Source organism: Chryseobacterium balustinum, from assembly GCF_900168205.1.
GTDB lineage: Bacteria > Bacteroidota > Bacteroidia > Flavobacteriales > Weeksellaceae > Chryseobacterium > Chryseobacterium balustinum.
The window spans coordinates 52,417-74,097 of record NZ_FUZE01000018.1 but is presented as its reverse complement, the minus strand read 5'-3'; the positions used below and the strand labels follow the sequence as shown (position 1 = coordinate 74,097).

The window sequence follows — 21,681 nt, the reverse complement described above, 5'->3', positions numbered from 1 at the left end:
AAAACAGGCTCTAAAATGTAATTTTGAGTAATCGATTGCGCAAATATGTGATTTTAAATGAAAATAGAACAATTTGCTCCAAAAATTATATTTTTGAATATGAACAATAGAAATCGCGGAAAAAATACTGGCGACGATACCTTATTTTCTTCACAAAAGCAGATCGATAAACTGAAATTAGCCGTTCAGGATATGAAATATTTGCTGAGTCGAAATTATGCAGAAAAAGCGTCCTCCGAATTAGTAGGTAATCATTACCGATTGAAAACCCGACAGATTCAGGCTTTGCGTGGAGCTTCGGCTTCTGAAGATCAGATTCAGAACAGAAAAAATAAAGAACTTCAAATTTTAGATCTAAAAGATAAAACGATTTACCTTGATGGCTTTAATGTATTAATTTTATTGGAAAGTTTACTTTCTGTTGCTTATATTTTTGAAGGTGTTGATGGTTGTTATCGTGATCTTTCCGGCGTTCACGGAACTTATAAAAGAGTCGATCAGACTCAAAAAGCGATTGAATTGGTTGCTACATTTTTTCAAAGATCTCAGGTACAAAAACTGATCTGGATCTTTGATCAACCTGTTTCAAACAGTGGAAGGATCAAAGAAAAAATTTTAGATCTTGCTCAAGAAAATAATTTTGATTGGAATGTTGAACTGGAATTTAATCTGGATAGATTTTTAGTTGAAAATGCAGAAATAATCGTTTCTTCTGATGCCTGGATCTTAGATCATTCTAAAAATTGGTTTAATCTTGTTAAATATTTGATCAACGAAGAAAAACTGCCCGTTAATCTTGTGAAAATGTATTAACCATGAATTTATTTGAAGACTACATTCCATTATTTTTAAAAGATTGGAAAGAAAAATATCAGCCCATTTTAGCAGAAGAGCATCTCAAAAGTTTGAGTGTTAATATTCAAAAATTTAAAGACAAAACTTTAGATTTCAATCTTCCATTTTTTAACGATGAAATTAAAATTGATCGTGATGAAAGTTTCAATTTATTTACTCATATTTTAGTATCTGAAAATTCAGATACAGTTAAAGTAAAACAATTAGAAGAAATTCCTTTTGAACATTGGCTGAATATTTTAGGACAAAGGCTAACCTCAGCAAGTCTACGTGATGAAAACGCAATTCCTCCTTTGAAAAGTTTATTGATAGAAGCTTGTGAAAAATCTTTCAATCAGGAAATTACCATTGCACAAAGAGCTTGGGAAAAGCATGTCGGAAGAATGGAAGACCAATTTTGGGGCGAAGTAAAAGGAAATAATCAGCAGAAACGACAAATCGTCATGGAGAAAATTAATTTCATTTTAGATCATAAAACATGGTGGAATGTTTTCTATCATTACAAACACGAATTGGTTTTTGAAGTAAGAGAAAAAGACGGTCACGGTATTCGCTGGGGCCACGGCGGAAAAAATTTGATTGGTTTTTTGGAAGGTTTTATAAATGAATGATTTGATACGTAAAAAGATTGCGTAGTATCAGCGTAATTTTGACCAAATTTTAGCACTCAATTTTTTTAAATAATTAAGACAGATGAAAAACATTTACAATAAAGGAACTTTCAGAAGCTTCGAATATGGTAAAATCGGACCTTATTTAAAAAAGCATGGCAATAAAAAATGGAGGAGAACCGAAAAATCTGAAATCGAAGACCAGCTTAGTGAAACCATTAAAATTTTTAAGCAAAGAAGAAAAAGACACAAATTAATCTGGGTTAAAATTACCAGTGAAGCTTACGGCTCAACACATTCTGATTACAGAAGTTTCTATTCTGAAAAGGCCTTTAGAGACTCAATCAAAAGAGCATATGTAACAAGATATTTTTTAATAAATAATAAAACAAACAAAAAATGAACACATTTATCGATATTGGCATCAATCTGACCAATAAACAATTTTACAATGAGCAAGAAGAAATCATCAACCGAGCTCTCGACAATGGAGTCGAACAAATGATTCTTACAGGAACGAGCGTTCGCGGAAGCAAAGAATCAGCAGAAATCGCAGCAGATTATCATGAAATTTTATTTTCTACAGCAGGAATTCATCCTCACGATGCAAAATCTTTCAACAATGAAAGTATTAATGAATTAAAAAAACTTTTAAAGCAAGACTATGTCGTTTCCGTAGGGGAATGCGGGCTGGATTTTGACAGAGATTTTTCACCAAGACCAATTCAGGAAAAATGTTATCGCGCTCAACTAGAATTATCAATTGAAATTAATAAACCTCTTTTTCTCCATGAAAGAGCAGCTTTCAAAAGATTTAACGAAATCACAGACGAATATTTATCAAAACTTCCAAAAGCAGTTGTTCATTGTTTTACAGGAACTTTAGAAGAAGCGAAAACTTATCTGGATAAAGGATTTTATTTAGGATTTACCGGAGCCATAAGTGATGCGAACAGATTTAAACATTTGGAAGAAGTCATCAAATATGTTCCACTCGACAGAATGATGATTGAAACCGATGCACCTTTTATGCTTCCGAAAAATATGCCGAGAATGCAAAACCGCAGAAACGAACCATCATTTTTACCTTATGTAGCACAGACAATCGCACATCTCAAAAAAATAAGTATTTCCGAAGTTGCTGATGAAACGACAGAAGTCGCCAAAAAATTTTTCAGAATATAAAAAAGAGCTCTACTCACAAAGTAAAGCTCTTTTTATTTATCAATTGATTTTTATTAAATCACTTTCAAGGCAGCTTCCAAAGCCAATTCGATCATTGGTTTCAAAGCTTTTTCTCTTTCGTCAGCCGAAATAAATTCTTGGGTTGGGATAATATCTGAAACCGTAAGAATGGTCGCTGCATTTTTACCTAAATGTTTTGCATTGGCAAACAATCCGAACGCTTCCATTTCTACTGCAGGACAATTGTATTTTGTAGCAATTGCAGGAGTTGCAGGATCTTTTCTGTAAAAAATATCACTGCTGTGAATGTTGGTAGCTTTAGCTTTTAATCCTAATTCTTCAGCCGTTTCGTTGATGATGTCAAAAATATTTCCCTGGTGAGAAAAAATCTCTTCTTCAAATCCCCATGCATATTTTGCGTACGTACTTTCGCTGGCTGCATTTTCTACATTTAAAATGTCGAATAATTTCACATCATTCGAATATCCGCCACAAGTTCCGATTCTGATGATCGTATCAACTTCATATTCTGTATACAACTCAAAAGAATAAATTCCAATACTTGGAAACCCCATTCCACTTGCTCCCACAGAGATTTCTTTCCCTTTGTAAGTTCCTGTGTAATAAAAAATACCTCTCGTTTGACTTACCAATCTTGCGTTTTCAAGAAAATTTTCTGCGATATATTTTGCACGAAGCGGATCTCCCGGTTGCAAAACAACTTTGGCAATCTCTCCCTTTTTTGCACTGATGTGTACGCTCATATTTTTGTTTTAAATTTTTTACAAAGATAACAATTTGTGGATTGAGAACGGTAAAATGATATTATTCAGGAACTTTTCAAATTATGATATATAATCCTTTTTAAAGTTTAAAATACATTTTCATAATCTTTTTATTTTAACATTTCTTAACGGGTGGTTTTTATTTCTTATTTTTGACGGATTCAATTTTATACAATGAAATTATATAAATTTTCTTTATTAATGGTTGTTTTGGGTGGAACGGCTTTTTCTCAAACCCAAAAATTTACCATGGCGGAAGCTGTGAATGGCATGAGAACTAATCTTGCGGTAAAAAATATCTCGCAGTTCTCATGGTCAAGCGACAGCAAATCTTATATCCAGGCGGTAAAAGGCGGATATTTGACTACGGATATGAAGACGAATAAGCAGGATACTTTGATCTCTTTGACCCAAGTAAATAAAAATTTTACAGATAAAAAACTGAAAGGGCTTCCTCCTGTAAAGTTTGTCACCAATTCTGAAGCTTATTTTACCGCTAATAATCAAATGTATTGGGTAGAGAAGTCTGGTAATGATTGGAAGGTAAAACGTTCGGCGACCTTAGGAGATAATCCTGCCAATGTAAAAACGCTTGCTGATAATCAGACTTTAGTTTATACTAAAAACAATAATTTATTCATCAATAAAAACGGAAAAGAAGTTGCGATAACGAATGATTCTAACGAAAATATTCTGAACGGAGCTTCTAATGTTCACAGAAACGAATTTGGAATTGACACAGGAATTTTTCCGTCTCCCAATTCTGAAAATGTAGCGTTTTACAGAATGGATCAGACCATGGTTGCAGATTACCCTGTGATTGACTGGTCTGTAACTCCTGCAGTAAATACCAATATAAAATATCCGATGGCTGGAAAAACTTCTCATGAAGTGACATTGGGAGTTTATAATATTAAAAACCAGTCTACCACTTTTCTTAAAGTAGAAGGTGAAAAAGACCAGTATTTAACAGCAGTTACCTGGAGCCCTGATTCTAAATTTATTTTCGTTGGGGTTTTAAACAGAGGTCAGAATCATTTAAAAATGAATAAATATGACGCTGTTACAGGAAATTTCATCAATACATTATTTGAAGAAACCAGTGATAAATATGTAGAACCGCAGCATCCGTTGACGTTTTTCCCGAATTCAAATACAGATTTCATCTGGCAAAGTCAGAGAACGGGTTATAATCATTTGTTTCATTACAGTTTAGAAAAAGGACTTATTGCTCAAATTACAAAAGGTGATTGGTTGGTTGCCGATATTTTAGGGTTTAATGAAAAGAAAAAAGAAATATATTATGTTTCTACCCAAGATAATCCTACCGAAAAACATCTGTATAGAATCAACTGGAATACGTTCAAAACCCAGAGAATGGACAACGCAGAAGGAGTACATTCAGGAGTTTTGAGCAGCGACGGGAATTATTTATATGATACTTACAGCAATGCAATGACACCTAGAGTTGCAGATATTCTTAACACAACGACGTTAAAAGCGACTAATCTTTTGAAATCGGACAACCCATTGAAAAACTATGATCGTCCGGAAATTAAAAATATTAATCTGAAAGCTGATGACGGAACGATTTTGTATGGAAAAGTTATTCTTCCAACCAACTTCGACCCGAATAAAAAATATCCTGCTATTGTTTACTTGTACAACGGTCCGCATTTACAGCTTGTAACCAATACTTTCCCTGCTTCAGGAAATCTTTGGTATGAGTATATGGCACAAAACGGATATGTTATTTTCACAATGGATGGAAGGGGTTCTTCAAACCGTGGGCTTAAATTTGAGCAGGCTGTATTTAGAAACTTAGGAACAACAGAGATGGAAGATCAAATGAAAGGCGTTAATTATCTGAAATCACTTCCTTATGTAGATTCCGAAAGAATGGGAATTCACGGATGGAGTTTTGGTGGATTTATGACAACGAGTTTTATGCTTCGCAAGCCTGATGTTTTCAAAGTTGGTGTTGCAGGTGGTCCGGTAATCGACTGGAGCATGTACGAAATCATGTACGGCGAAAGATATATGGATACTCCACAGGAAAATCCTCAAGGTTATGCAACTTCGAATCTATTGGATAAAGTTCAGAACTTACAAGGCAAATTATTGATGATTCATGGGGCACAAGACGATGTGGTCGTTTGGCAACATTCGATGAAATTTATCAAGTCTGCAGTGGATCACGGTGTTCAGATGGATTATTTTGTTTATCCGGGACATCCGCATAATGTGGTTGGGAAAGACAGAGTACATTTGATGCAGAAAGTGACCGATTATTTTGATTTGTATTTAAAGAAATAATAAAACGAAATCCAGTCTTGTAAAAGGCTGGATTTTTTGTTTTATCTAAAATTAAGTCCTATTTTATTAAATTATTCCGGAATCCATACACTTACATTTCCGGCAGGAACAGGGAAATCTCCCCACCCGTCTTCTCGTATTTCTACTTTTTCCTGAGATCTTCCCAATGCGTCATAAAAAGTTTTTCCGATATATTTTTCACCCATTTCCATAGGTTTTTCATAAGAATCTTTATTACTCAGAACAACGGCAAAACCTTGATGCTCTTCATCACCTTCCCGAATCCAGCCTAAGCAATTGGCATCTTCAAAATAATCTCTTTGATTTCCATATGCATTTTCTTTTCTTGCTTTTAGAAGCTCTTCAATACCGTCTACTTTATCCAAAAATATTTCCTGTTCGTTTCCTTCGCGGTCGTTATCTTTATAATGAGCTCCAAACAAATCAGGATAAAAAACACAAGGGTACCCTTTTTCTCTCAATAAAATAAGCGCATAGGCAAGAGGTTTAAACCATGCTTCCACTGGGGCTTCAAGATCTTGCAATGGTTGAGTATCGTGATTATCAACCAGACTTACAGAATGCATAGGATCAGCCTCTGTTAAGGTATAAGCAAAAATATTTCGCAGATCATAAGAATCTCCTTCTTTCGATGCGTTGTGAAAGTTATTTTGAAGCGAGCTGTCGAAAAGGCTCATACAACCTTCTGTTGCGTCTATATATTTCTGTAATAAATTAAGTTGCCCGGGAGCCCAATATTCACCCACTGCAAAAATATTTTTTCCGGAATTGGAACGCAGCATCGTTAACCATTCTTTATAAAAATCAAAAGAAATATGCTTTAAAGCGTCTAGTCTTACTCCATCAAAATCTGTTTCATCAAAATACCATTTTGCCCATTTATTCAGTTCTTCACGCACATGAGGATTTCTATGTTCGATATCGTTGAACATCAAATAATCATAGTTTCCTTTTTCATCATCAATCATTTCTTCCCAGTCATCACCATATTCAGATTTGATTTTATAAATGTGTGAATCTTTCCCTTCTGCATAATCTACACCACTGAAGCAAGTAAAATTCCATTCAAAATCTGAATATTTTTTTCCTCGTCCTGGAAAAGTAAATTTTGTATAAGATTCTATTTCAATTTCTGAAGAAATAACTTTTTCACGGTTATTTTCATCAACTTTTACAACTTTAAATTTTTCTAATTCATCCCCACCTGCTTTGTGACCTAAAACAACATCTACAATAACCTGAATATTTTTCTTTTTTAAACTTTTAATCGCTTTTTTATAATCGTTTTTAGTCCCATATTTTGTTGCCGTTGCATTTTTTTGGTCAAATTCTCCAAGATCAAAAAGGTCATAAGCATCGTATCCCACAGAATGTTCAGCGTTTGCTCCTTTGTAAGCTGGCGGAAACCATACTGATGTAATGCCGAGTTGAGATAAATAATCTGCCTGTTTTTCGGCATGCTTCCATAGTTTTCCTTTTCCTTCTGAGTACCAGTGGAAAAACTGAATCATGGTTTGGTTCATAGTTATTGTATTTGTGAAATTATTTATTGAAAATCGATTTTTCAATTTTCAAAATCCTCAAACGGAATTTTAAGCTGAACTGAGATCTGCTTTTTTTCTTCGGTGTTGAGGTGTGACAATGATAGTCCCAATAATCGTACCGCTTTATCAAAAGGGCGGAGCTCCCAAAGTTTTTTTGAGGTTGCAAAATACTGTTCGGGCGATGTGAAATATTCTTCCTTGGTAAAACTTCGTGTAAACAGTGAAAAATCTTTGTATTTTATTTTCAGAGTTAAAGATCTTCCGAGAATTTGATGTTTCTGTAAACGCTGATGAAGCTCCTGGCTTAAGTTTTCTAATTTCTCGTTGATTTGCTGTTCGTCAAAAAGATCTTCGAAGAACGTACGTTCCACAGCAACACTTTTCTGTATGCGGTTGGGTTTTACTTCCGAGTGATGAATTCCACGAACAACATTGTAATAATATTTCCCAGATTTTCCGAAAAGCCTCGTTAAATCTTCAAGAGATCTGTTTTTTAAATCTTTTCCTTTATAAATTGCGAGACTAAACATTTTGTTGGCGGTAACTTTTCCAACACCGTAAAATTTTTCAACAGGCAATTCTTCCAGAAATTTTTCTATTTTTTCAGGGTGGATGGTTTTCTGACCATTCGGTTTATTAATATCTGAAGCAACTTTAGCTAAAAATTTATTAATTGAAATTCCAGCAGAAGCCGTTAAACCTGTTTGCTCAAATATTTTCTGACGGATTTCTTTGGCAATTTGATTGGCAGACTCAATTCCTTTTTTATTTTCGGTAACATCGAGGTAGGCTTCATCCAAAGAAAGCGGTTCTACCAAATCGGTATATTCGTGGAAAATTTCCCGGATTTTTCTTGAAATTTCTTTGTACCGAGAAAATCTTGGCGGAACAAAAATCAAATGCGGACATTTTTCTTTCGCAGTTTTACTGGGCATCGCAGAACGTACTCCAAATTTTCTTGCTTCATAACTCGCCGCTGAAACAACCCCACGATGACCACCGCCCACTGCAATGGCTTTTCCACGTAATTCAGGATTATCATACTGTTCCACAGAAGCATAGAATGCATCCATATCAACATGAATTATTTTGCGGAGTGGAAAAGAAAAATCCATATCACAAAGATATGGATTCTATGGTTTTTTATTAATATTCGAAGTTTAAGATTCAGGACTAACCTAAACTTTATCTCAATATTATTTCAAAAGTTTATCTATGGTCTTCTGAATTTCAGGGTCTTCCGGAGAGATTGCATAATATTTTGCGATGTTAGATTTTTGGTCAATCACCATATATCTCGGAATCCAGTTCAAGTCAATGTAATTGTTGAAATCATTTTTCCAGCCTGAAGCAAACCAATAGTTCTCTTTTTCCTTCATATTAAATCTTTCAAGACTGCTATCGAATTTCTCCTTTGACCTTTCTAATGAAAAGAAAACAAAATCAATGTTCGGATTTTTTTTCTCTAATTCTTCGGCTTTTGGTAAGGCTTGAAGGCAATCTCTGCACCAACCGGCCCAGAAATCAATGACCAAAACTTTTCCTTTATGTTGATTTAATATTTCCTGAACGCTGATGTTTTTTCCATTTTCATCTTCCAGTTTCTGATTTAATGCTTCTTTTGAAAATTGAGTTTTCTGTACTTCAGGTGTTTTTTGTGCACATCCCAAAGTGAAAATACTCAACATCATAAAAGTCAACAGCTGTTTCATATGCAGATATTTATTTTTACAAATCTAAACATTGATTAGTAAATTAAAAATGAAATTGTATGAATTGGCTTAAATTTAAGAATTGAAACAATCTATATTAAATTAAAAATCTGCAACTTTCGCCGCAGATTTTCTATTGTTTTTTACTCACGTAATTCATAATCATTTGATTGAATTCTTCCTTTTTATCGATCACCACATTGATTGGCCAGTAATAGACCAAATCTCGAAGATAATCGAAAGTCTTCAAACGTACGTAATCTTTTTCAGTCGTTAAGATTAATTTGTACTCGCCCAATTTTTTGTATTCTTCAATGATGTTTTTAATATCTGCATCAGAAAAATTATGATGATCTCTGAATTTCAGGTGTTTCACACGCTGAGAAAACTTGGCTAAATGATTCAACAAAGGTTTTGGGTTAGCAATTCCTGTGATGAGAAGAATGTCATAATAATTCAGGTTATTATCCGGAAGCATTTTCTCTCTTGAATAGACATTTTCATCATATCCGATGGATGAGAAAAATACTTTTTGGCTACGTTCAGGTTTTATCCTTGAGATATAATATTGCTTGGTTTCCTCAGTCAGTTCATCAGGGCATTTGCTCACCATGATGATATCTGCTCTTTTTGATCCTGCTCTGGATTCTCTTAAATCTCCTGCCGGAAGTAGATGATCTTTAAAATAAGGATCATTAAAATCGGTCATTAAAATATTGAATCCTGCTTTGATGGCTCTGTGCTGCATTGCATCATCAAGAATCAACACATCAAGATCCATATCATCGATTACTTTTTTTGCTCCGGGAACACGATCCTCAGAAACTGCAATTACAAAACGATTTTTGAAACGCTCAAAAAGTTGCATCGCTTCATCACCCACAGTTTTATAATTACTGTGATAGTTGGTAACGTCATATCCTTTCGTCAATCTTCCGTACCCTCTGGAAAGAACGCCTGTTCTATAATGTTTAGATAAAGATTTTGCCAAATACATCACCATTGGTGATTTTCCGCTTCCGCCCACAGAAAGATTGCCGACATTGATAATCGGTGTCTTAAACTTCGTAGACTTAAAAATTCCCAGATCATACATTGTGTTTCGGATGCCCGTAACCATGTGATAACCTAAAGAAAAAGGGTAGAGGTACCATCTTTTCATACGCTGCAAAAATAAGAATTTTAAAACCGTTAATTGATGTTTTTAATCAGTTTTCGAAATAAATTAACAATTTTTTTTGCCATCAAATTAAAGTATTTTTGCAGGAACGTTTAAGAAGTAAAAAGAATGACAATATTTTATCATTTTGATGGGAATTTATTTCATATTTTATTTCTAAAATTTAATATTGATTGATTTTGAGATATTTTATAGAATTTTCATACAACGGTAAAAATTATTTTGGTTACCAGATTCAGCCGAAAGATATTTCTGTACAGGAAGAACTGGAACGAGCGCTTTCTACAATTTTACAAGAAAAAATTAAAACAACTGGAGCGGGGAGAACAGATACTGGTGTTCACGCCAAGAAAATGTTTGCCCATTTTGAGACGGATCAGGTGTTAAACAATCAGCTTACTCATAGACTGAATAGTTTTTTACCTGCTGATATTTCAATCAAAAGAATTTTTGAAGTGAAAGATGATTTTCATGCCCGTTTTGATGCAACTTTCAGGACGTATGAATATTATATTTCTTTGGAAAAAAATCCGTTTACGCAGGATTCGGCTTGGCAACATTGGAGAAAACCTTTAGATATCAATAAAATGAATGAAGCCTGTAAGATTTTATTTGAATACGAAGATTTTACAAGCTTTGCAAAACTGCATACCGACAACAAAACCAATCTCTGCAAAATGTATAAAGCAGAATGGGAGCAAAACGGAACCGAATTGAAATTCACCGTTTCAGCCAACCGTTTTCTGAGAAATATGGTAAGAGCAATTGTAGGGACAATGGTAGAAGTAGGCTCCGGTAAGATACAGCCGGAAGATATCCGAAAAGTAATAGAAAATAAAAACCGAAATTCTGCAGGAACTTCTGCACCGGCTCATGCATTGTTTTTGGTCGATGTTGGGTATGAATTTTAAATAAAAGAAAATGATTTCAATTATAATTGCCATTGGTGTTTTTAGATACTATCAAAAATTGGCTGTAAGAAACGGGAAAGTTCACTGGAAATATGGCTTGCTGGGAATGGGAATTTGTTTGGGAGTTCAGTTTTTGGTTTGGCTGATTTATGGATTTATCGGATTACTGTTAAATCCGAACACTTTTTCTCAGGAATTAGATTTGTTTTCGGCGACTCTTGCTACTGTTTTAGGATGGGTGAGTTCAATTTTTGTCGTTTGGTTTGTGCATCGACATCTTGAGAAATCATGGAGAAAAGATGCTGTTTCAACACATGAATCTGAAATAGACGGAATCGGAAAAAAGAACTAAATTTGATTCAATAAAACTAAAAACTATGATGTCTATTATTATTCTTGTAGGTGCTTATCGATACTATGCCGGTTTAGCTGAGCGATTTGGCAAAACAAAATGGCATTTCGGGCTTTTGGCAATTGGGATTTATTTAGGATTTCAATTATTATTCTTGTTTTCTTATGGAATGTACGTTGCTTTTACAGATCCAAATTCTTTGAATGATAATAATTATGCAGGTTTTTCCGGTATTAATATTATCAGTTGGCTTTTTGCAATTGGTGCTGTTTATGGAGTTTACACAATTCTTGAGAACAGATTTAAAAAAGAAAATATTCAAAGTCCGGTTTGGGAGATTGAAGAAATCGGAACCGAGCATACAAAAGATCTTCATTAAATATACATTTAGTAAATAACAGATATCTTTAATTTTCTATCTAAGTTCTTCGAGCTGTAAAATTTTAAAGCCGTATTTTTGCAGAGAATTTTTTTAAATTAATTCTTTACGTCAATTTCTATAATGAAAAAACAAGATACCTGGGCAATTGTAAAAAGGCTTTTCTTCATCGGTATGAAGTTTCGTTCTTGGTTTATTTTTACCCTGATTATTTCCATCATATTATCGGTTGTTTCTACGTACAGGCCTTATCTTACAATGCAGATTGTAGATAATGACATCACGAAGCTGAAAGATAAAGCGCTCATGATGAAGCATATTTATGTTTTGGTTGGGTTGGTATTTGCCGAAACAATGTTAAATTTCTTTTTAGTTTATTTTTCAAATTATATTTCGCAGAATGTTATCAGAGATATTCGTGAAAGACTTTATAATAAACTGATTTATTTCAGAACTGCTTTTTTCGATAAAACTCCATTGGGGCAATTGGTGACAAGAGCAGTTGGTGATGTAGAAACCATTGCAACGGTTTATACAGACGGTTTTCTAATGGTTTTCGGAGACGTTTTGAGAATTGTCTTTGTTTTATTTATGATGTTTCAGGTTGATGTGCATTTGAGTTACATTTCGCTTGCTATTTTACCTTTAATGGTTGTGATTACAAGATTTTTCCAGAAAAGACTGAAGAAAGCTTTTGGTGATGAAAGAACCTGGACTTCCAATCAAAACTCTTTTGTGCAGGAAAGATTGGCGGGAATGCCGATTATTCAGGTGTTTAACAGACAAAAGGCGGAATTTAAAAAGTTTGATGACATTAATATCACTTTAAAAAGCGCCTTGCTGAGAACAGTTTTTATCTTCTCCTTGTTTTTCCCTGTTGTTGAATTAATCTCTTCACTTTTTATTGGTTTCGTTCTTTTCTACGGAGGTTATATTACCATTAGTGCGGGTGTGGTGATTGCGTTTATTCAGTTTATTTCAATGTTGATTCGTCCTTTACGACAGATTGCAGATCGTTTCAACAATATTCAGCGTGGAATTGTAGGTGCAGAAAGAGTTTTGGGTGTGATGGATGAAGATTACGCGATGCCAAATACAGGGACCGTAAAGAAAGATCATTTCGACGGAAAGATAGAATTCAAAGACGTTCGTTTTGCGTATGATGAGAAACAGGAAGTTTTAAAAGGAATTGATTTTAAAGTAAATCCTGGAGAAACTGTGGCTATTGTTGGTGCAACCGGAGCTGGAAAATCTACAATTATCAGCTTAATTACGAGATTGTATGATATCAACTCGGGTGAAATTTATATTGATGATGTTGAACTTAAAGATTATGAACTGTATAACCTGAGAAGTCATATTGGTGTAGTTTTGCAGGATGTATTCCTGTTCCACGGAAGTATTTACGAAAACCTTGCATTTGGTGACGATGAGGTAACTTTAGAGAAAATAAAAGCCGGTGCAAGAGAAATTGAAGTTGATGACTTTATTGAAAGTCTTCCTGGTGGTTACGAATTTGTGGTGAGCGAAAGAGGTTCGTCTATTTCATTAGGACAGAGACAGTTGCTTTCTTTCTTAAGAGCATATTTGTCAGATCCTAAAATCTTAATTTTAGATGAGGCGACTTCGTCAATTGACCACGAAAGTGAAAAATTGATCCAAAGAGCGACAGAGAAAATTACCCAAAACAGAACATCAATTATCATTGCACACAGACTTTCAACTATTGAGAAAGCCGACAAAATTATTGTGATGGAGCATGGTAAAATCGTTGAAGAAGGTAAACATCTGGAACTTTTAGATAAAAACGGATATTACTCTACATTATATAAAGCACAGTTGAGACACGAAGTTGAAGTAGAAGAAAAGCAGAGTTTATAAACCGTAAGGAATGATTTCTAAATCTTTTTTCCAGCTTTCACCATATTTTTTGTTTAAATATTGGGCAACTTCCTGATTATTCTTTTTTGCCTTCTCAGACATAAATGGAGTGATAACGCAGTTTTCGTAAAGTACATGTACTCCATATTTTTGTTTAAAACTGTCGTGGTTTCGTGACATCATTCCGAACTGTAGAAAATGCTTTATCTCTTCTTTTTTAGCCGAGGCATTTTGCTTTTCATTTCCTTTTTTAGCTTCTAAAATTACGGGCTCATATTTTTGTGCAGAAATGCATACTGAAGTTGCAGTAAAAACAATAAGAGAAACAGTTGTGAAGATATTCATGGTGATATATTTCCCTTTTTGATGTTTGAAATTGCTTAAGGTTAAATTTTTTTTTCATTTTTCATTAAAATTTTATTAGTTAATGAAATTTATTTTAAACCTTATTTTACTAAATGATTCACTAAGAATCAATTATGAAAAGTCCGATCAAATCCGTATTTGTTAACATTTGGTTCATGTTAAATTCATCTTTCATTAATAACTATTCAGTTAGGTATAGTTTTTGCAATTAATATAAATCATTAAAAATTGACCCAACCCCTTTGCTGAGTTAAATATATTTGCTAAATTTATTAAAAATTTAACCTTATGTTGATTTTTATAGGGGTAAATAGTGAAACAAATGATGATTTTATAACTTAAAACAAAATGTAAAGATGAATAATATTCAAGACGAATTTCAGGTCTTAAAAGATGAATTGAAAAAATTGAACATTGATGTTCAAAAAATTGTAAAAGTAGGTAATGGTAGTATGGATTTCCATGAAGTGTTTTACAAATCTCCAAGATATGAAGATGTAAAAACAGTTTATGTACAGAGACATACGATGGATAACTTGATTTCTAGATTTAAAGAATGTTACAGTTAAAATATTAAATGCGCCTCAGAAAACTTTCTAAGGCGCATTTTTATATTATTAGAATCTATACCCTAGCGAAAAACCGCTTCTAAATCCTGCCCAAGGACCATCTACTTTAATACGAGCTCCGTTTGCATTAGTTTCTACGGTGTAATCTACAAAGGGAACATCCAGATTTTGAATTTCTTTTTTCAGCTGTGCCTGCATTTCAGGAGTTAGAATTACATCACTTGTCAGCGTGAAGTCTCCTTTTCCTGAACCGTAGTGTGCACCGGCAATCCAGAAATCTAAGACAAAACTGTGTTGCGTATTCAGAAAAAACTGTGCACCTATCATCAATCCGCCACTGTTACCATTGGCATCACCCAAACCTTTTAGCGGAACAGGATATGTGGTTTCAAAAGCATTGTAATCGAAAGTAAAATCAAAAGTATTGGTAGAGACTTTTGAATATCGGTAATAAGGTGCAAAATAAAATCCTTTGCCATAGCCTTCACCAATGTAAAATCTAGGCTCTATGGTAAAATTGGTTGCTTTGATTTTAATATTTTGAAATTTTTTCTCATCCTCTTCATCCAGAAAAGCATTCATAAAAGGAACTTTGCCTTCTGCAACGGTTCCAAAGCCTACATTTACGGCAAACCAGCGGTTAATTGATCTTTCGTATGATAAATTGATATTTCTGAAAGCGTAACCTGTAACATTGGTTTTAATAATATTCATTTTATCTTCCGGAAGCGATGGTTCGTTATTCATAATTCCCTGTGCCGTTGCTTCAGAAATAATGAAGTAGGGGATAATAAGAAGTAGTTTTTTCATGGCTTTACAATTTTAATTAAAATAAGAGAAAAGCATCTGGGTAAGTTCACGAATGAAAGAACAAAAGTTTATAAAAACGTTAAATCAAAAACCGTTCTAAAATCTTAGAACGGTTGAAAGTTTTATAAAAATAATTTTATTTCTTTATGAATTTAGTAGTTTCTTTAAGGTTTTTTGAGTCTGAAACTTCAATAAAATAGGAACTTGGAGATAATTCTGAAATTTCAATTTTTTCTGATTTTAAATCTGTAGTTTTAATTAATTTTCCATCCAAACTATAGATTTTAATTTTAGAATCTTTTGAAACATTCCCTTTTAATTGAATAAAATTCTGCGCCGGATTAGGGTAAATGCTTAGTTTTTCTCTTAATTTTAAATCTGAAACAGCCAGGAAAGTCTCATTTAAAGCTTGCGCTATATTGGTGTTTTGTGGAGTTCCCTGAACGGTAATTACAGCATTAGTAGTACTTAATAATGGTGCTTTATGTAAATTGTCATAATAAGCATAGGTTGTATTGACAATGGTTCCTACCGGAAAACTAAATACAGTCAATGTGAAATTCTGTATTGATTTTATTCTTAAAACATTAGGGTATGTTTTAGTTCCGATGAGAAGAGTTCCATAAGCATCTGCTGAAATATTGATTGTTCCCGAAAAATTCCCCGATCCTGCGGTTGCACTAAATGTTCCGGCTGCTGTATCACTATCCGAATAACCAAAAGCTGCTGGATAACCAATGAAAGTTCCGTTGTTGGTAGAAAAATTCAACGTAGCATCAGGAGTTACCAATCCTGTGATCTCAAGTTTCGTTGCGGTCTGTTTGTAGTAAGCAGTACTTCCGCCCCCTGTCATTTTAATAGTCGATCCAGGAAAAGTAGAAATTTCAGTTGAACTTGGTGCAGAATAATTTGCTGAAGATGCCGAACCAGCTGTTAAGCTTGTATTGGTAAAGGTCACATTATTACCTGTTGAAGAATTATCAACCGTTCCGTTGATATTAACATTGTTGATTGTTTCACCGATAATAGGGTCATTAAATGCTTTTGTAATTGTAGTTTGAGCAGATAAGAAACCTGTTGAAGAAATTAAAATAAGTAGAGTTTTTTTCATTTTTTATTTTTAATAAAGATATATTATTTGTGAAATATTTTACATAATTATTTGATTCTGAATGAAACAGTCCACTTAAGTAATCTTAAGTGGACTGTTGATGTGCGTTAAACCTATGTTTTTAGTTACTCAAAATCATTTTACGATAAGCGTAAATATCTTCTATAGTCACTACGGTCATATTTCTTTTTTCTGCAAAATCTACAATTTCGGGAAGCCTTGCCATGCTTCCGTCTTCGTTGGTCAATTCACAAAGAACGGCATCATCGCCAAGATTTGCCATTTTTACTAAATCTACACTTCCTTCTGTATGACCTCTTCTTTCGAAAACCCCATTTTTTCTGGCAATTAAAGGGAAAACATGTCCCGGACTTGCGATGTGTTCTGCCAAAGCATTTTCGTCAATAGCTGTTCTGATCGTTGTAACTCGGTCTTTCGCAGACACACCAGATTCAACCCCTTCTTTAGCTTCAATAGAAATGGTAAATGCTGTTTGATTTTTTGAATTGTTGGCTTCCACCATCGGACGAAGATTAAGATGTTTACTTTTCTCTTCTGAAATGCACAGACAAACGATTCCGCTGCATTCGCGAATTAAAAGTGCCATGTCTTTTTCTGTAATGGTGGAGGCGGGAAAGATGATATCGCCTTCGTTTTCGCGGTTTTCATCATCTACTAAAAGGATGCCTTTTCCTTGTTGTAATTTTAGAAGTGCATTTTCTACACGTTCTCTCGAAGTAGCTCCGAATTTTTCTAATAATTTTTCCATGTTATTTTAATTTTAAGTTAAAATACACTTCGGTACATGGAAATGAAATACAACACAATAAGTCTATCAAAATAGTCTTATTGATTGTTTCATTTTCTTCTCTCATCCAGACTGTAACTGTCGGTTTTGGAATTTCACCAAATCAGTCCTTTCGTAAAAAAGGAGTCGCGGACTATAACCGCCGGTAGGGAATTGCACCCTGCCCCGAAGAAAACTTATGCTAAGTTTTACTGTATGTTTGTTTTAATTGTTCTTTAATTCATTAATTTTTTTGTTTAACGCACAGACTGTAAATTTCGGGAAGTTTTTTGAAATAGAGAAGAGGTTTTAATAAGAATATTTCGTTTTTAGAAATTGAATTTTAAAGCGCAGCTTGTATTGCTTCTTTCAAAACTTCAATATTAATATCATCCAGTTTTTTGAATTTTATGCAATAGCTCGTCACGCTGGCTTTGCCTATTTTTTCTCCAAATATATGGGCTAAATATTTTTTATCTTCAACTCCCATGATATAAACAGAAATTCTGGTTGTATTGGCGCTCAATCCGATTTTGTAAAAGTCTCTGGTTTTTCCATCAGCATATTTCATGATATGAAGTCCATATCCTATATTTGGATTGGAAATGGTTTTGTTTTCATCATTTTTGCCGTCTAAAAACCATAATTTACATTTTGGCATAAGCTCAAGAATAATCTGATGTAGACTTTCTAAATCACTGCGTTTTGGTTCTTTGTGACTTGTGATGTATTCTTCTATTTGCTCTTGAACGGTCATTGTGAAAAGTGAAAATTTAATTTGAAGTTTTTGTGAAATTCTAATTTACAAATTATTTTTAATCCTATTATTTGGCTCTGCAAGAACATTCATGATGCTCGCTGATGTATTGAATTGATTCCATACAGAGTTCCTTCAAAATAGGAATGTTAATATCAGAAAGTTTTTTTATATAGATACAGGCTTTGCTCATTTTAAATTTTCCAAGATCTGGCAATAATAATTTACTTTTTTCCGTGTCGGAATAAACGTAGAGTGAAAATGCGGCTTTTCTTGGTGAAAACCCAATAACCGGTGCATCGCCTTCGTGTCCGCTTGCATATTTATAATGATAATTTCCAAATCCTATAATCGAAGGTCCCCACATTTTTGGTTCAGAATCAGACCATTCCTTCATCAATTCTATCAATTGCAAACTGTCGGTTCTTTTATGCTCATTGTCAACATAAGAATCTAAAAAATATTTTACGTCTATTTCGGTGTACGTTGTCTTTGTTTTTGCCATAATTTCGTTTGAGATTACTGTCTTAAAATCTTTTCCATCTTTCTTCCTTTTGCCAATTCGTCTACTAATTTATCTAAATATCTTGCCTGTTTTGTCAACGGATTTTCAATTTCTTCAATTCGATAGCCACAGATTACTCCTGTTATAAGATGAGCATTAGGATTTAGTTTTGCGTTCTTAAAAAATGTTTCGAATGTTGCTTTTTCGTCAATGAGTTCCTGCAGTTTTTGAGCATCAAAACCTGTTAACCATTCTATCACCTGATGTAATTCTTCAATGGTTCTGCCTTTGCTTTCTACTTTTGTAAGATAGTGTGGATAGACGGATGAAAAGGTCATTTTTGCAATTCTCTCATTATGTTCAGGTGTGGTTTTCATATTTTTTACTCTCTTATTAATATTCCGTTTTGATGTAAAATTATTTTTCCATTTTCTTCGATTTCAAGGGTGATGTCGGGTGTACTTTCTTCTCCAATAATATTTCTATAGACCTTATAGATGTAATTTCCATTGGTGAAAATAATAACGTGATTTCCGCCGCTTCCCTGAAAATCCAATTCTCCATTATTAAGAATGAGGTCGGGTTTTGAAGATTCTTTTTTGCTTATTTTCCAGGAAGCATATCTGTATTTTTTGTTTTCTAATTCGTCAATTCTAATCAGATAATTTTTAGTTTTTATTTTATACGTAGGGCTTTCGAAAGTTTTTAACGAAACGTGTACATTTTCTTTTTCCTTATTTATTAAATTTTCTTTTAGCTTTTTTTCAAAATCACTTTGATAGTTTACTGCAATTATTTTTCCTTCATCACTGTCTATCCATATAGTTCCGTTGTCCAGCATAATTCCTCTCCAACCCATTTCTGACCATTGTTTGAGTTTTGAATTAGCAATATTGTTAATAAGTACTTCATCAAAAACTTCAGTGAAACGTTGTTTAAATTGTTCTCTATTTTTAATTTCAGGAATCGGATATTCTCTTCTTAGAGGATAATTTACGTTTTGTGAAATGTCTTCAATATTTTTCTGTTTAAATAAATCAATAACATAGTTGATGTTAGCTACTTTATGGGCATCAATTTTTTCAATTTGAGAAAAACAAATTTGAGAAACGAGTACAATTAAAAGTAATAATCTAAATTTCATTTTGTGTAGTCAGTTTATGAATTATAGTTATAAGCTTGTGTTTTTACGATTGTAGTTTTAATTCTCAATCTGAGCCAATGTTTTTTCAATCGAACTAAATTAAACAAAATGCCTGATAGGAAAATATTGTTTAGAAAAAAGTCGTGGAGTTCAGCTTACTTATTAAATTTAAAATAATTCTACTTTATTTGAAGCTCATATAAATACTTTCGGATATCTTTTTCTAATTTAAAAGGATATTCATAATCTAATTTTTCTGCTAATTCAGTTCCGATTTCTGAAACTAAATCAGCCATTGCCAATAAAGCTGTCCAATTATCTTTTATATTGCTTCCTGAAAATGTTTGCTCGGTTTTTATCCACATTTCAGGGGTTAGATATTTTTTAAGGCACTGATATACTACTTTACACTAAATGTTAAAATCGATACGTAATATTGTTAAATATTCATTTATCACTCAACAAAACTTGCATATATCGTAATTTTTTCGTAAATTTATATCTCTTACTAACAAATCCCAATGCTTAAATTTTCGAGTATTTTAGACCTAATTAGGGCTTTTCCTAATGAACAGTCTTGTATTGATTATCTTACACAACTTCGCTGGAAAAATGGAGTTGTAAGCCCATTTGATACTACTTCAAAAGTTTATGTATGTAAGGATAACAGATACAAATGTAAAAATACAGGAAAGTATTTTAATGCAAGGACAAATACTATTTTTGAAGGCTCTAAAATATCATTACAAAATTGGTTTATTGGTATATATCTGTATACTTCTCATAAGCGAGGTATTAGTAGTTATCAATTAGCCCGTGATTTAGCAGTGACTCAAAAAACGGCATGGTTTATATTACAGAGATTAAGATACGCAACTGAACATGAATCATTTCAGAAAGAATTCGAAGGGGTTGTACAATGTGATGAAACTTTTGTCGGTGGTAAAAACAAAAACCGCCACAAAGACAAAAAGGTTCCTCAGTCACAAGGTAGAAGTTTCAAGGATAAAGTTCCTGTATTCGGAGCAATAGAAGAATCAACAGGATGGGTAAAAGCAATAGTTGTTTCAGATACAAAAGGAAGAACAATTAAACCTTTATTGTATCAACATATCAATCGAGATTCTCATGTAATGACTGATGAATGGCATGCTTACAAAAACATAGGAAACTATTTCCACACTCATACATATGTTGACCATGCAAAGAAACAATATGCAGATGAAGGAACAACAACTAATGCAATAGAATGCTTTTGGTCACATTTGAAGCGTTCAATTATTGGAGTTTATTACAAAACGAGTAAGAGACATTTACAGTTATATCTTAATGAAATGACGTTTAGATACAACACAAAAGAACTGCTTACTGATAAAAGATTTGAAATGTACTTAGAAAAAACTCAACAAAAAAGATTAACTTGGCAATCGTTAACAGCGAAGACATGAAAGAAAGAGTATTTCAAGAATTCAAAAAGCAATATGACAAGAAATTTAAAGACAATAGTCTTTTGAATGAATTCTTTAAAACGTATGTACTTGACACAATTAAAGATAGTGATATACTTCAAGAACTAAATAAGAATGGTAGAGACTTAGAAAAAATTAAACCTTTAGATTATCTTGAAAACGAATCTATTCTACTTAGAACTATACGAATTTGTGCATTACTTGAATTATCTAAAGACTACATAGAGTTTAAAAAATTGAACAAAAAAATAAAAAAAGACAAAGAATCAATAGTAGATATCGAGTTTGAGAGGCTCATCCAACAATTGATTAAAATACAACCAAAAAGCCCCAATTAGGGGCTTTAATATTTAATAATATTATGGAAAAATTAAAATTAAAAATAGAAAAACAAAATCGAAAACATTCTTTTCAGGTTACTGAACAAAGAA

Annotated in this window: 25 protein-coding genes, 1 pseudogene and 1 riboswitch; of the genes and pseudogenes, 12 read left to right on the top strand and 14 right to left on the bottom strand. The window is 33.2% G+C overall.

The genetic code is table 11. The features are described from left to right. Positions 1–99 precede the first annotated feature (99 nt). The 4 genes from B5X64_RS16970 (at position 100) to B5X64_RS16955 (ending at position 2,651) form a co-directional block, all read left to right on the top strand. Positions 100–813, top strand: a complete 714-nt coding sequence (locus tag B5X64_RS16970) for a DUF434 domain-containing protein (protein ID WP_079466393.1) — start codon at positions 100–102, stop codon at positions 811–813. A gap of 2 nt (positions 814–815) precedes the next feature. Then, positions 816–1,466, top strand: coding sequence for a hypothetical protein (locus B5X64_RS16965; protein ID WP_079466374.1), 651 nt, complete (start codon positions 816–818; stop codon positions 1,464–1,466). Between the two features lie 82 nt (positions 1,467–1,548). Then, a complete protein-coding gene (locus B5X64_RS16960; protein WP_079466373.1) occupies positions 1,549–1,869 on the top strand; it encodes a hypothetical protein in 321 nt (106 codons plus the stop codon). Beyond that, entirely contained in the window at positions 1,866–2,651 is a 786-nt protein-coding gene (locus tag B5X64_RS16955) for a TatD family hydrolase (protein ID WP_079466372.1), read from the top strand. Before B5X64_RS16960 ends, B5X64_RS16955 begins: the two co-directional genes overlap by 4 nt. Positions 2,652–2,704: 53 nt before the next feature. On the opposite strand, the gene deoD is transcribed toward B5X64_RS16955, so the two are convergent. Beyond that, a complete protein-coding gene (gene deoD, locus B5X64_RS16950) occupies positions 2,705–3,415 on the bottom strand; it encodes a purine-nucleoside phosphorylase (RefSeq protein ID WP_079466371.1) in 711 nt (236 codons plus the stop codon). Positions 3,416–3,610: 195 nt separating this feature from the next. On the opposite strand from deoD, the gene B5X64_RS16945 reads away from it, so the two are divergent. Further along, complete coding sequence (locus B5X64_RS16945; protein ID WP_079466370.1) at positions 3,611–5,752, top strand: S9 family peptidase; 2,142 nt, start codon at positions 3,611–3,613, stop codon at positions 5,750–5,752. 71 nt (positions 5,753–5,823) lie between these two features. Here the strand turns inward: B5X64_RS16945 and B5X64_RS16940 are convergent, their stop codons facing one another. The 4 genes from B5X64_RS16940 to lpxK all read right to left on the bottom strand — a co-directional run bounded on the left by B5X64_RS16940 (position 5,824) and on the right by lpxK (position 10,191). Next, positions 5,824–7,296: an alpha-amylase gene (locus tag B5X64_RS16940; protein ID WP_079466369.1), complete on the bottom strand. Its 1,473-nt coding sequence runs from the start codon at positions 7,294–7,296 to the stop codon at positions 5,824–5,826. Between the two features lie 41 nt (positions 7,297–7,337). Then, on the bottom strand, positions 7,338–8,432 hold the full coding sequence (gene dinB / locus B5X64_RS16935) for a DNA polymerase IV (protein ID WP_079466368.1): 1,095 nt from the start codon (positions 8,430–8,432) through the stop codon (positions 7,338–7,340). Between the two features lie 81 nt (positions 8,433–8,513). Further along, complete coding sequence (locus tag B5X64_RS16930) at positions 8,514–9,029, bottom strand: TlpA family protein disulfide reductase (protein ID WP_079466367.1); 516 nt, start codon at positions 9,027–9,029, stop codon at positions 8,514–8,516. 133 nt (positions 9,030–9,162) lie between these two features. Beyond that, positions 9,163–10,191, bottom strand: coding sequence for a tetraacyldisaccharide 4'-kinase (gene lpxK / locus B5X64_RS16925; RefSeq protein WP_079466366.1), 1,029 nt, complete (start codon positions 10,189–10,191; stop codon positions 9,163–9,165). Between the two features lie 194 nt (positions 10,192–10,385). Here lpxK and truA point away from each other — a divergent pair, with 194 nt between their 5' ends. From truA to B5X64_RS16905, 4 genes are all read left to right on the top strand, one after another. Further along, complete coding sequence (truA, locus tag B5X64_RS16920; protein WP_079466392.1) at positions 10,386–11,120, top strand: tRNA pseudouridine(38-40) synthase TruA; 735 nt, start codon at positions 10,386–10,388, stop codon at positions 11,118–11,120. Positions 11,121–11,130: 10 nt separating this feature from the next. Next, positions 11,131–11,472 carry a hypothetical protein gene (locus B5X64_RS16915; RefSeq protein ID WP_079466365.1) on the top strand — a complete coding sequence of 114 codons (342 nt, stop codon included), beginning with the start codon at positions 11,131–11,133 and terminating at the stop codon, positions 11,470–11,472. 25 nt (positions 11,473–11,497) lie between these two features. After that, on the top strand, positions 11,498–11,851 hold the full coding sequence (locus B5X64_RS16910; RefSeq protein WP_079466364.1) for a hypothetical protein: 354 nt from the start codon (positions 11,498–11,500) through the stop codon (positions 11,849–11,851). Positions 11,852–11,974: 123 nt separating this feature from the next. Continuing rightward, positions 11,975–13,732: an ABC transporter ATP-binding protein gene (locus B5X64_RS16905; protein WP_079466363.1), complete on the top strand. Its 1,758-nt coding sequence runs from the start codon at positions 11,975–11,977 to the stop codon at positions 13,730–13,732. On the opposite strand, the gene B5X64_RS16900 is transcribed toward B5X64_RS16905, so the two are convergent. Then, complete coding sequence (locus B5X64_RS16900; protein WP_066679428.1) at positions 13,727–14,077, bottom strand: FEKKY domain-containing protein; 351 nt, start codon at positions 14,075–14,077, stop codon at positions 13,727–13,729. The two genes, B5X64_RS16905 and B5X64_RS16900, sit on opposite strands and share 6 nt — an antisense overlap. Before the next feature lie 377 nt (positions 14,078–14,454). Between B5X64_RS16900 and B5X64_RS16895 the strand changes: the two genes are divergently transcribed. Next, positions 14,455–14,667, top strand: coding sequence for a hypothetical protein (locus B5X64_RS16895; protein WP_066679427.1), 213 nt, complete (start codon positions 14,455–14,457; stop codon positions 14,665–14,667). Positions 14,668–14,715: 48 nt separating this feature from the next. Here B5X64_RS16895 and B5X64_RS16890 read toward each other — a convergent pair whose 3' ends face one another. From B5X64_RS16890 to B5X64_RS16855, 8 genes and pseudogenes are all read right to left on the bottom strand, one after another. Further along, positions 14,716–15,477 carry a DUF3575 domain-containing protein gene (locus B5X64_RS16890; RefSeq protein WP_079466362.1) on the bottom strand — a complete coding sequence of 254 codons (762 nt, stop codon included), beginning with the start codon at positions 15,475–15,477 and terminating at the stop codon, positions 14,716–14,718. A gap of 136 nt (positions 15,478–15,613) precedes the next feature. Then, positions 15,614–16,588 carry a T9SS type A sorting domain-containing protein gene (locus B5X64_RS16885; protein ID WP_079466361.1) on the bottom strand — a complete coding sequence of 325 codons (975 nt, stop codon included), beginning with the start codon at positions 16,586–16,588 and terminating at the stop codon, positions 15,614–15,616. A gap of 121 nt (positions 16,589–16,709) precedes the next feature. Beyond that, positions 16,710–17,357: a 3,4-dihydroxy-2-butanone-4-phosphate synthase gene (ribB, locus tag B5X64_RS16880; protein ID WP_079466360.1), complete on the bottom strand. Its 648-nt coding sequence runs from the start codon at positions 17,355–17,357 to the stop codon at positions 16,710–16,712. A gap of 90 nt (positions 17,358–17,447) precedes the next feature. Further along, a riboswitch (FMN riboswitch) is annotated at positions 17,448–17,573 on the bottom strand. Between the two features lie 145 nt (positions 17,574–17,718). Continuing rightward, complete coding sequence (locus B5X64_RS16875) at positions 17,719–18,132, bottom strand: DUF1801 domain-containing protein (protein ID WP_079466359.1); 414 nt, start codon at positions 18,130–18,132, stop codon at positions 17,719–17,721. 67 nt (positions 18,133–18,199) lie between these two features. Further along, entirely contained in the window at positions 18,200–18,637 is a 438-nt protein-coding gene (locus B5X64_RS16870; protein ID WP_079466358.1) for a DUF1801 domain-containing protein, read from the bottom strand. A 14-nt stretch (positions 18,638–18,651) separates the two neighbouring features. Continuing rightward, the gene (locus B5X64_RS16865; protein WP_079466357.1) at positions 18,652–19,014 is read right to left on the bottom strand and encodes a DUF2200 domain-containing protein; all 363 of its coding nucleotides are present in this window, start codon (positions 19,012–19,014) and stop codon (positions 18,652–18,654) included. Between the two features lie 5 nt (positions 19,015–19,019). Next, a complete protein-coding gene (locus B5X64_RS16860) occupies positions 19,020–19,781 on the bottom strand; it encodes a hypothetical protein (RefSeq protein WP_079466356.1) in 762 nt (253 codons plus the stop codon). A gap of 179 nt (positions 19,782–19,960) precedes the next feature. Next, positions 19,961–20,167, bottom strand: a pseudogene (locus B5X64_RS16855) (aminoglycoside 6-adenylyltransferase); the annotation flags it as partial. A 135-nt stretch (positions 20,168–20,302) separates the two neighbouring features. Between B5X64_RS16855 and B5X64_RS16850 the strand changes: the two are divergent. After that, positions 20,303–21,229 carry an IS1595 family transposase gene (locus B5X64_RS16850; protein ID WP_079466354.1) on the top strand — a complete coding sequence of 309 codons (927 nt, stop codon included), beginning with the start codon at positions 20,303–20,305 and terminating at the stop codon, positions 21,227–21,229. Further along, positions 21,226–21,588 (top strand): hypothetical protein, encoded by a 363-nt coding sequence (locus tag B5X64_RS16845; RefSeq protein ID WP_079466353.1) that lies wholly within the window; start codon positions 21,226–21,228, stop codon positions 21,586–21,588. Before B5X64_RS16850 ends, B5X64_RS16845 begins: the two co-directional genes overlap by 4 nt. The last annotated feature ends 93 nt before the right edge of the window (positions 21,589–21,681 follow it).

Excerpts from the sequence above, each read along its gene's own strand:
- B5X64_RS16910 (WP_079466364.1), top strand. The coding sequence starts at position 11,498 with ATGATGTCTATTATTATTCTTGTAGGTGCTTATCGATACTATGCCGGT.
- B5X64_RS16960 (WP_079466373.1), top strand. The coding sequence starts at position 1,549 with ATGAAAAACATTTACAATAAAGGAACTTTCAGAAGCTTCGAATATGGT.
- ribB (WP_079466360.1), bottom strand. The coding sequence starts at position 17,357 with ATGGAAAAATTATTAGAAAAATTCGGAGCTACTTCGAGAGAACGTGTA.
- B5X64_RS16970 (WP_079466393.1), top strand. The coding sequence starts at position 100 with ATGAACAATAGAAATCGCGGAAAAAATACTGGCGACGATACCTTATTT.
- B5X64_RS16930 (WP_079466367.1), bottom strand. The coding sequence starts at position 9,029 with ATGAAACAGCTGTTGACTTTTATGATGTTGAGTATTTTCACTTTGGGA.
- B5X64_RS16965 (WP_079466374.1), top strand. The coding sequence starts at position 816 with ATGAATTTATTTGAAGACTACATTCCATTATTTTTAAAAGATTGGAAA.
- B5X64_RS16915 (WP_079466365.1), top strand. The coding sequence starts at position 11,131 with ATGATTTCAATTATAATTGCCATTGGTGTTTTTAGATACTATCAAAAA.
- B5X64_RS16870 (WP_079466358.1), bottom strand. The coding sequence starts at position 18,637 with ATGGCAAAAACAAAGACAACGTACACCGAAATAGACGTAAAATATTTT.
- B5X64_RS16850 (WP_079466354.1), top strand. The coding sequence starts at position 20,303 with ATGCTTAAATTTTCGAGTATTTTAGACCTAATTAGGGCTTTTCCTAAT.
- B5X64_RS16955 (WP_079466372.1), top strand. The coding sequence starts at position 1,866 with ATGAACACATTTATCGATATTGGCATCAATCTGACCAATAAACAATTT.
- B5X64_RS16860 (WP_079466356.1), bottom strand. The coding sequence starts at position 19,781 with ATGAAATTTAGATTATTACTTTTAATTGTACTCGTTTCTCAAATTTGT.
- B5X64_RS16890 (WP_079466362.1), bottom strand. The coding sequence starts at position 15,477 with ATGAAAAAACTACTTCTTATTATCCCCTACTTCATTATTTCTGAAGCA.
- B5X64_RS16905 (WP_079466363.1), top strand. The coding sequence starts at position 11,975 with ATGAAAAAACAAGATACCTGGGCAATTGTAAAAAGGCTTTTCTTCATC.
- B5X64_RS16945 (WP_079466370.1), top strand. The coding sequence starts at position 3,611 with ATGAAATTATATAAATTTTCTTTATTAATGGTTGTTTTGGGTGGAACG.
- dinB (WP_079466368.1), bottom strand. The coding sequence starts at position 8,432 with ATGGATTTTTCTTTTCCACTCCGCAAAATAATTCATGTTGATATGGAT.
- B5X64_RS16865 (WP_079466357.1), bottom strand. The coding sequence starts at position 19,014 with ATGAAAACCACACCTGAACATAATGAGAGAATTGCAAAAATGACCTTT.
- B5X64_RS16900 (WP_066679428.1), bottom strand. The coding sequence starts at position 14,077 with ATGAATATCTTCACAACTGTTTCTCTTATTGTTTTTACTGCAACTTCA.
- B5X64_RS16875 (WP_079466359.1), bottom strand. The coding sequence starts at position 18,132 with ATGACCGTTCAAGAGCAAATAGAAGAATACATCACAAGTCACAAAGAA.
- B5X64_RS16885 (WP_079466361.1), bottom strand. The coding sequence starts at position 16,588 with ATGAAAAAAACTCTACTTATTTTAATTTCTTCAACAGGTTTCTTATCT.
- B5X64_RS16845 (WP_079466353.1), top strand. The coding sequence starts at position 21,226 with ATGAAAGAAAGAGTATTTCAAGAATTCAAAAAGCAATATGACAAGAAA.
- B5X64_RS16895 (WP_066679427.1), top strand. The coding sequence starts at position 14,455 with ATGAATAATATTCAAGACGAATTTCAGGTCTTAAAAGATGAATTGAAA.
- deoD (WP_079466371.1), bottom strand. The coding sequence starts at position 3,415 with ATGAGCGTACACATCAGTGCAAAAAAGGGAGAGATTGCCAAAGTTGTT.
- lpxK (WP_079466366.1), bottom strand. The coding sequence starts at position 10,191 with ATGAAAAGATGGTACCTCTACCCTTTTTCTTTAGGTTATCACATGGTT.
- B5X64_RS16940 (WP_079466369.1), bottom strand. The coding sequence starts at position 7,296 with ATGAACCAAACCATGATTCAGTTTTTCCACTGGTACTCAGAAGGAAAA.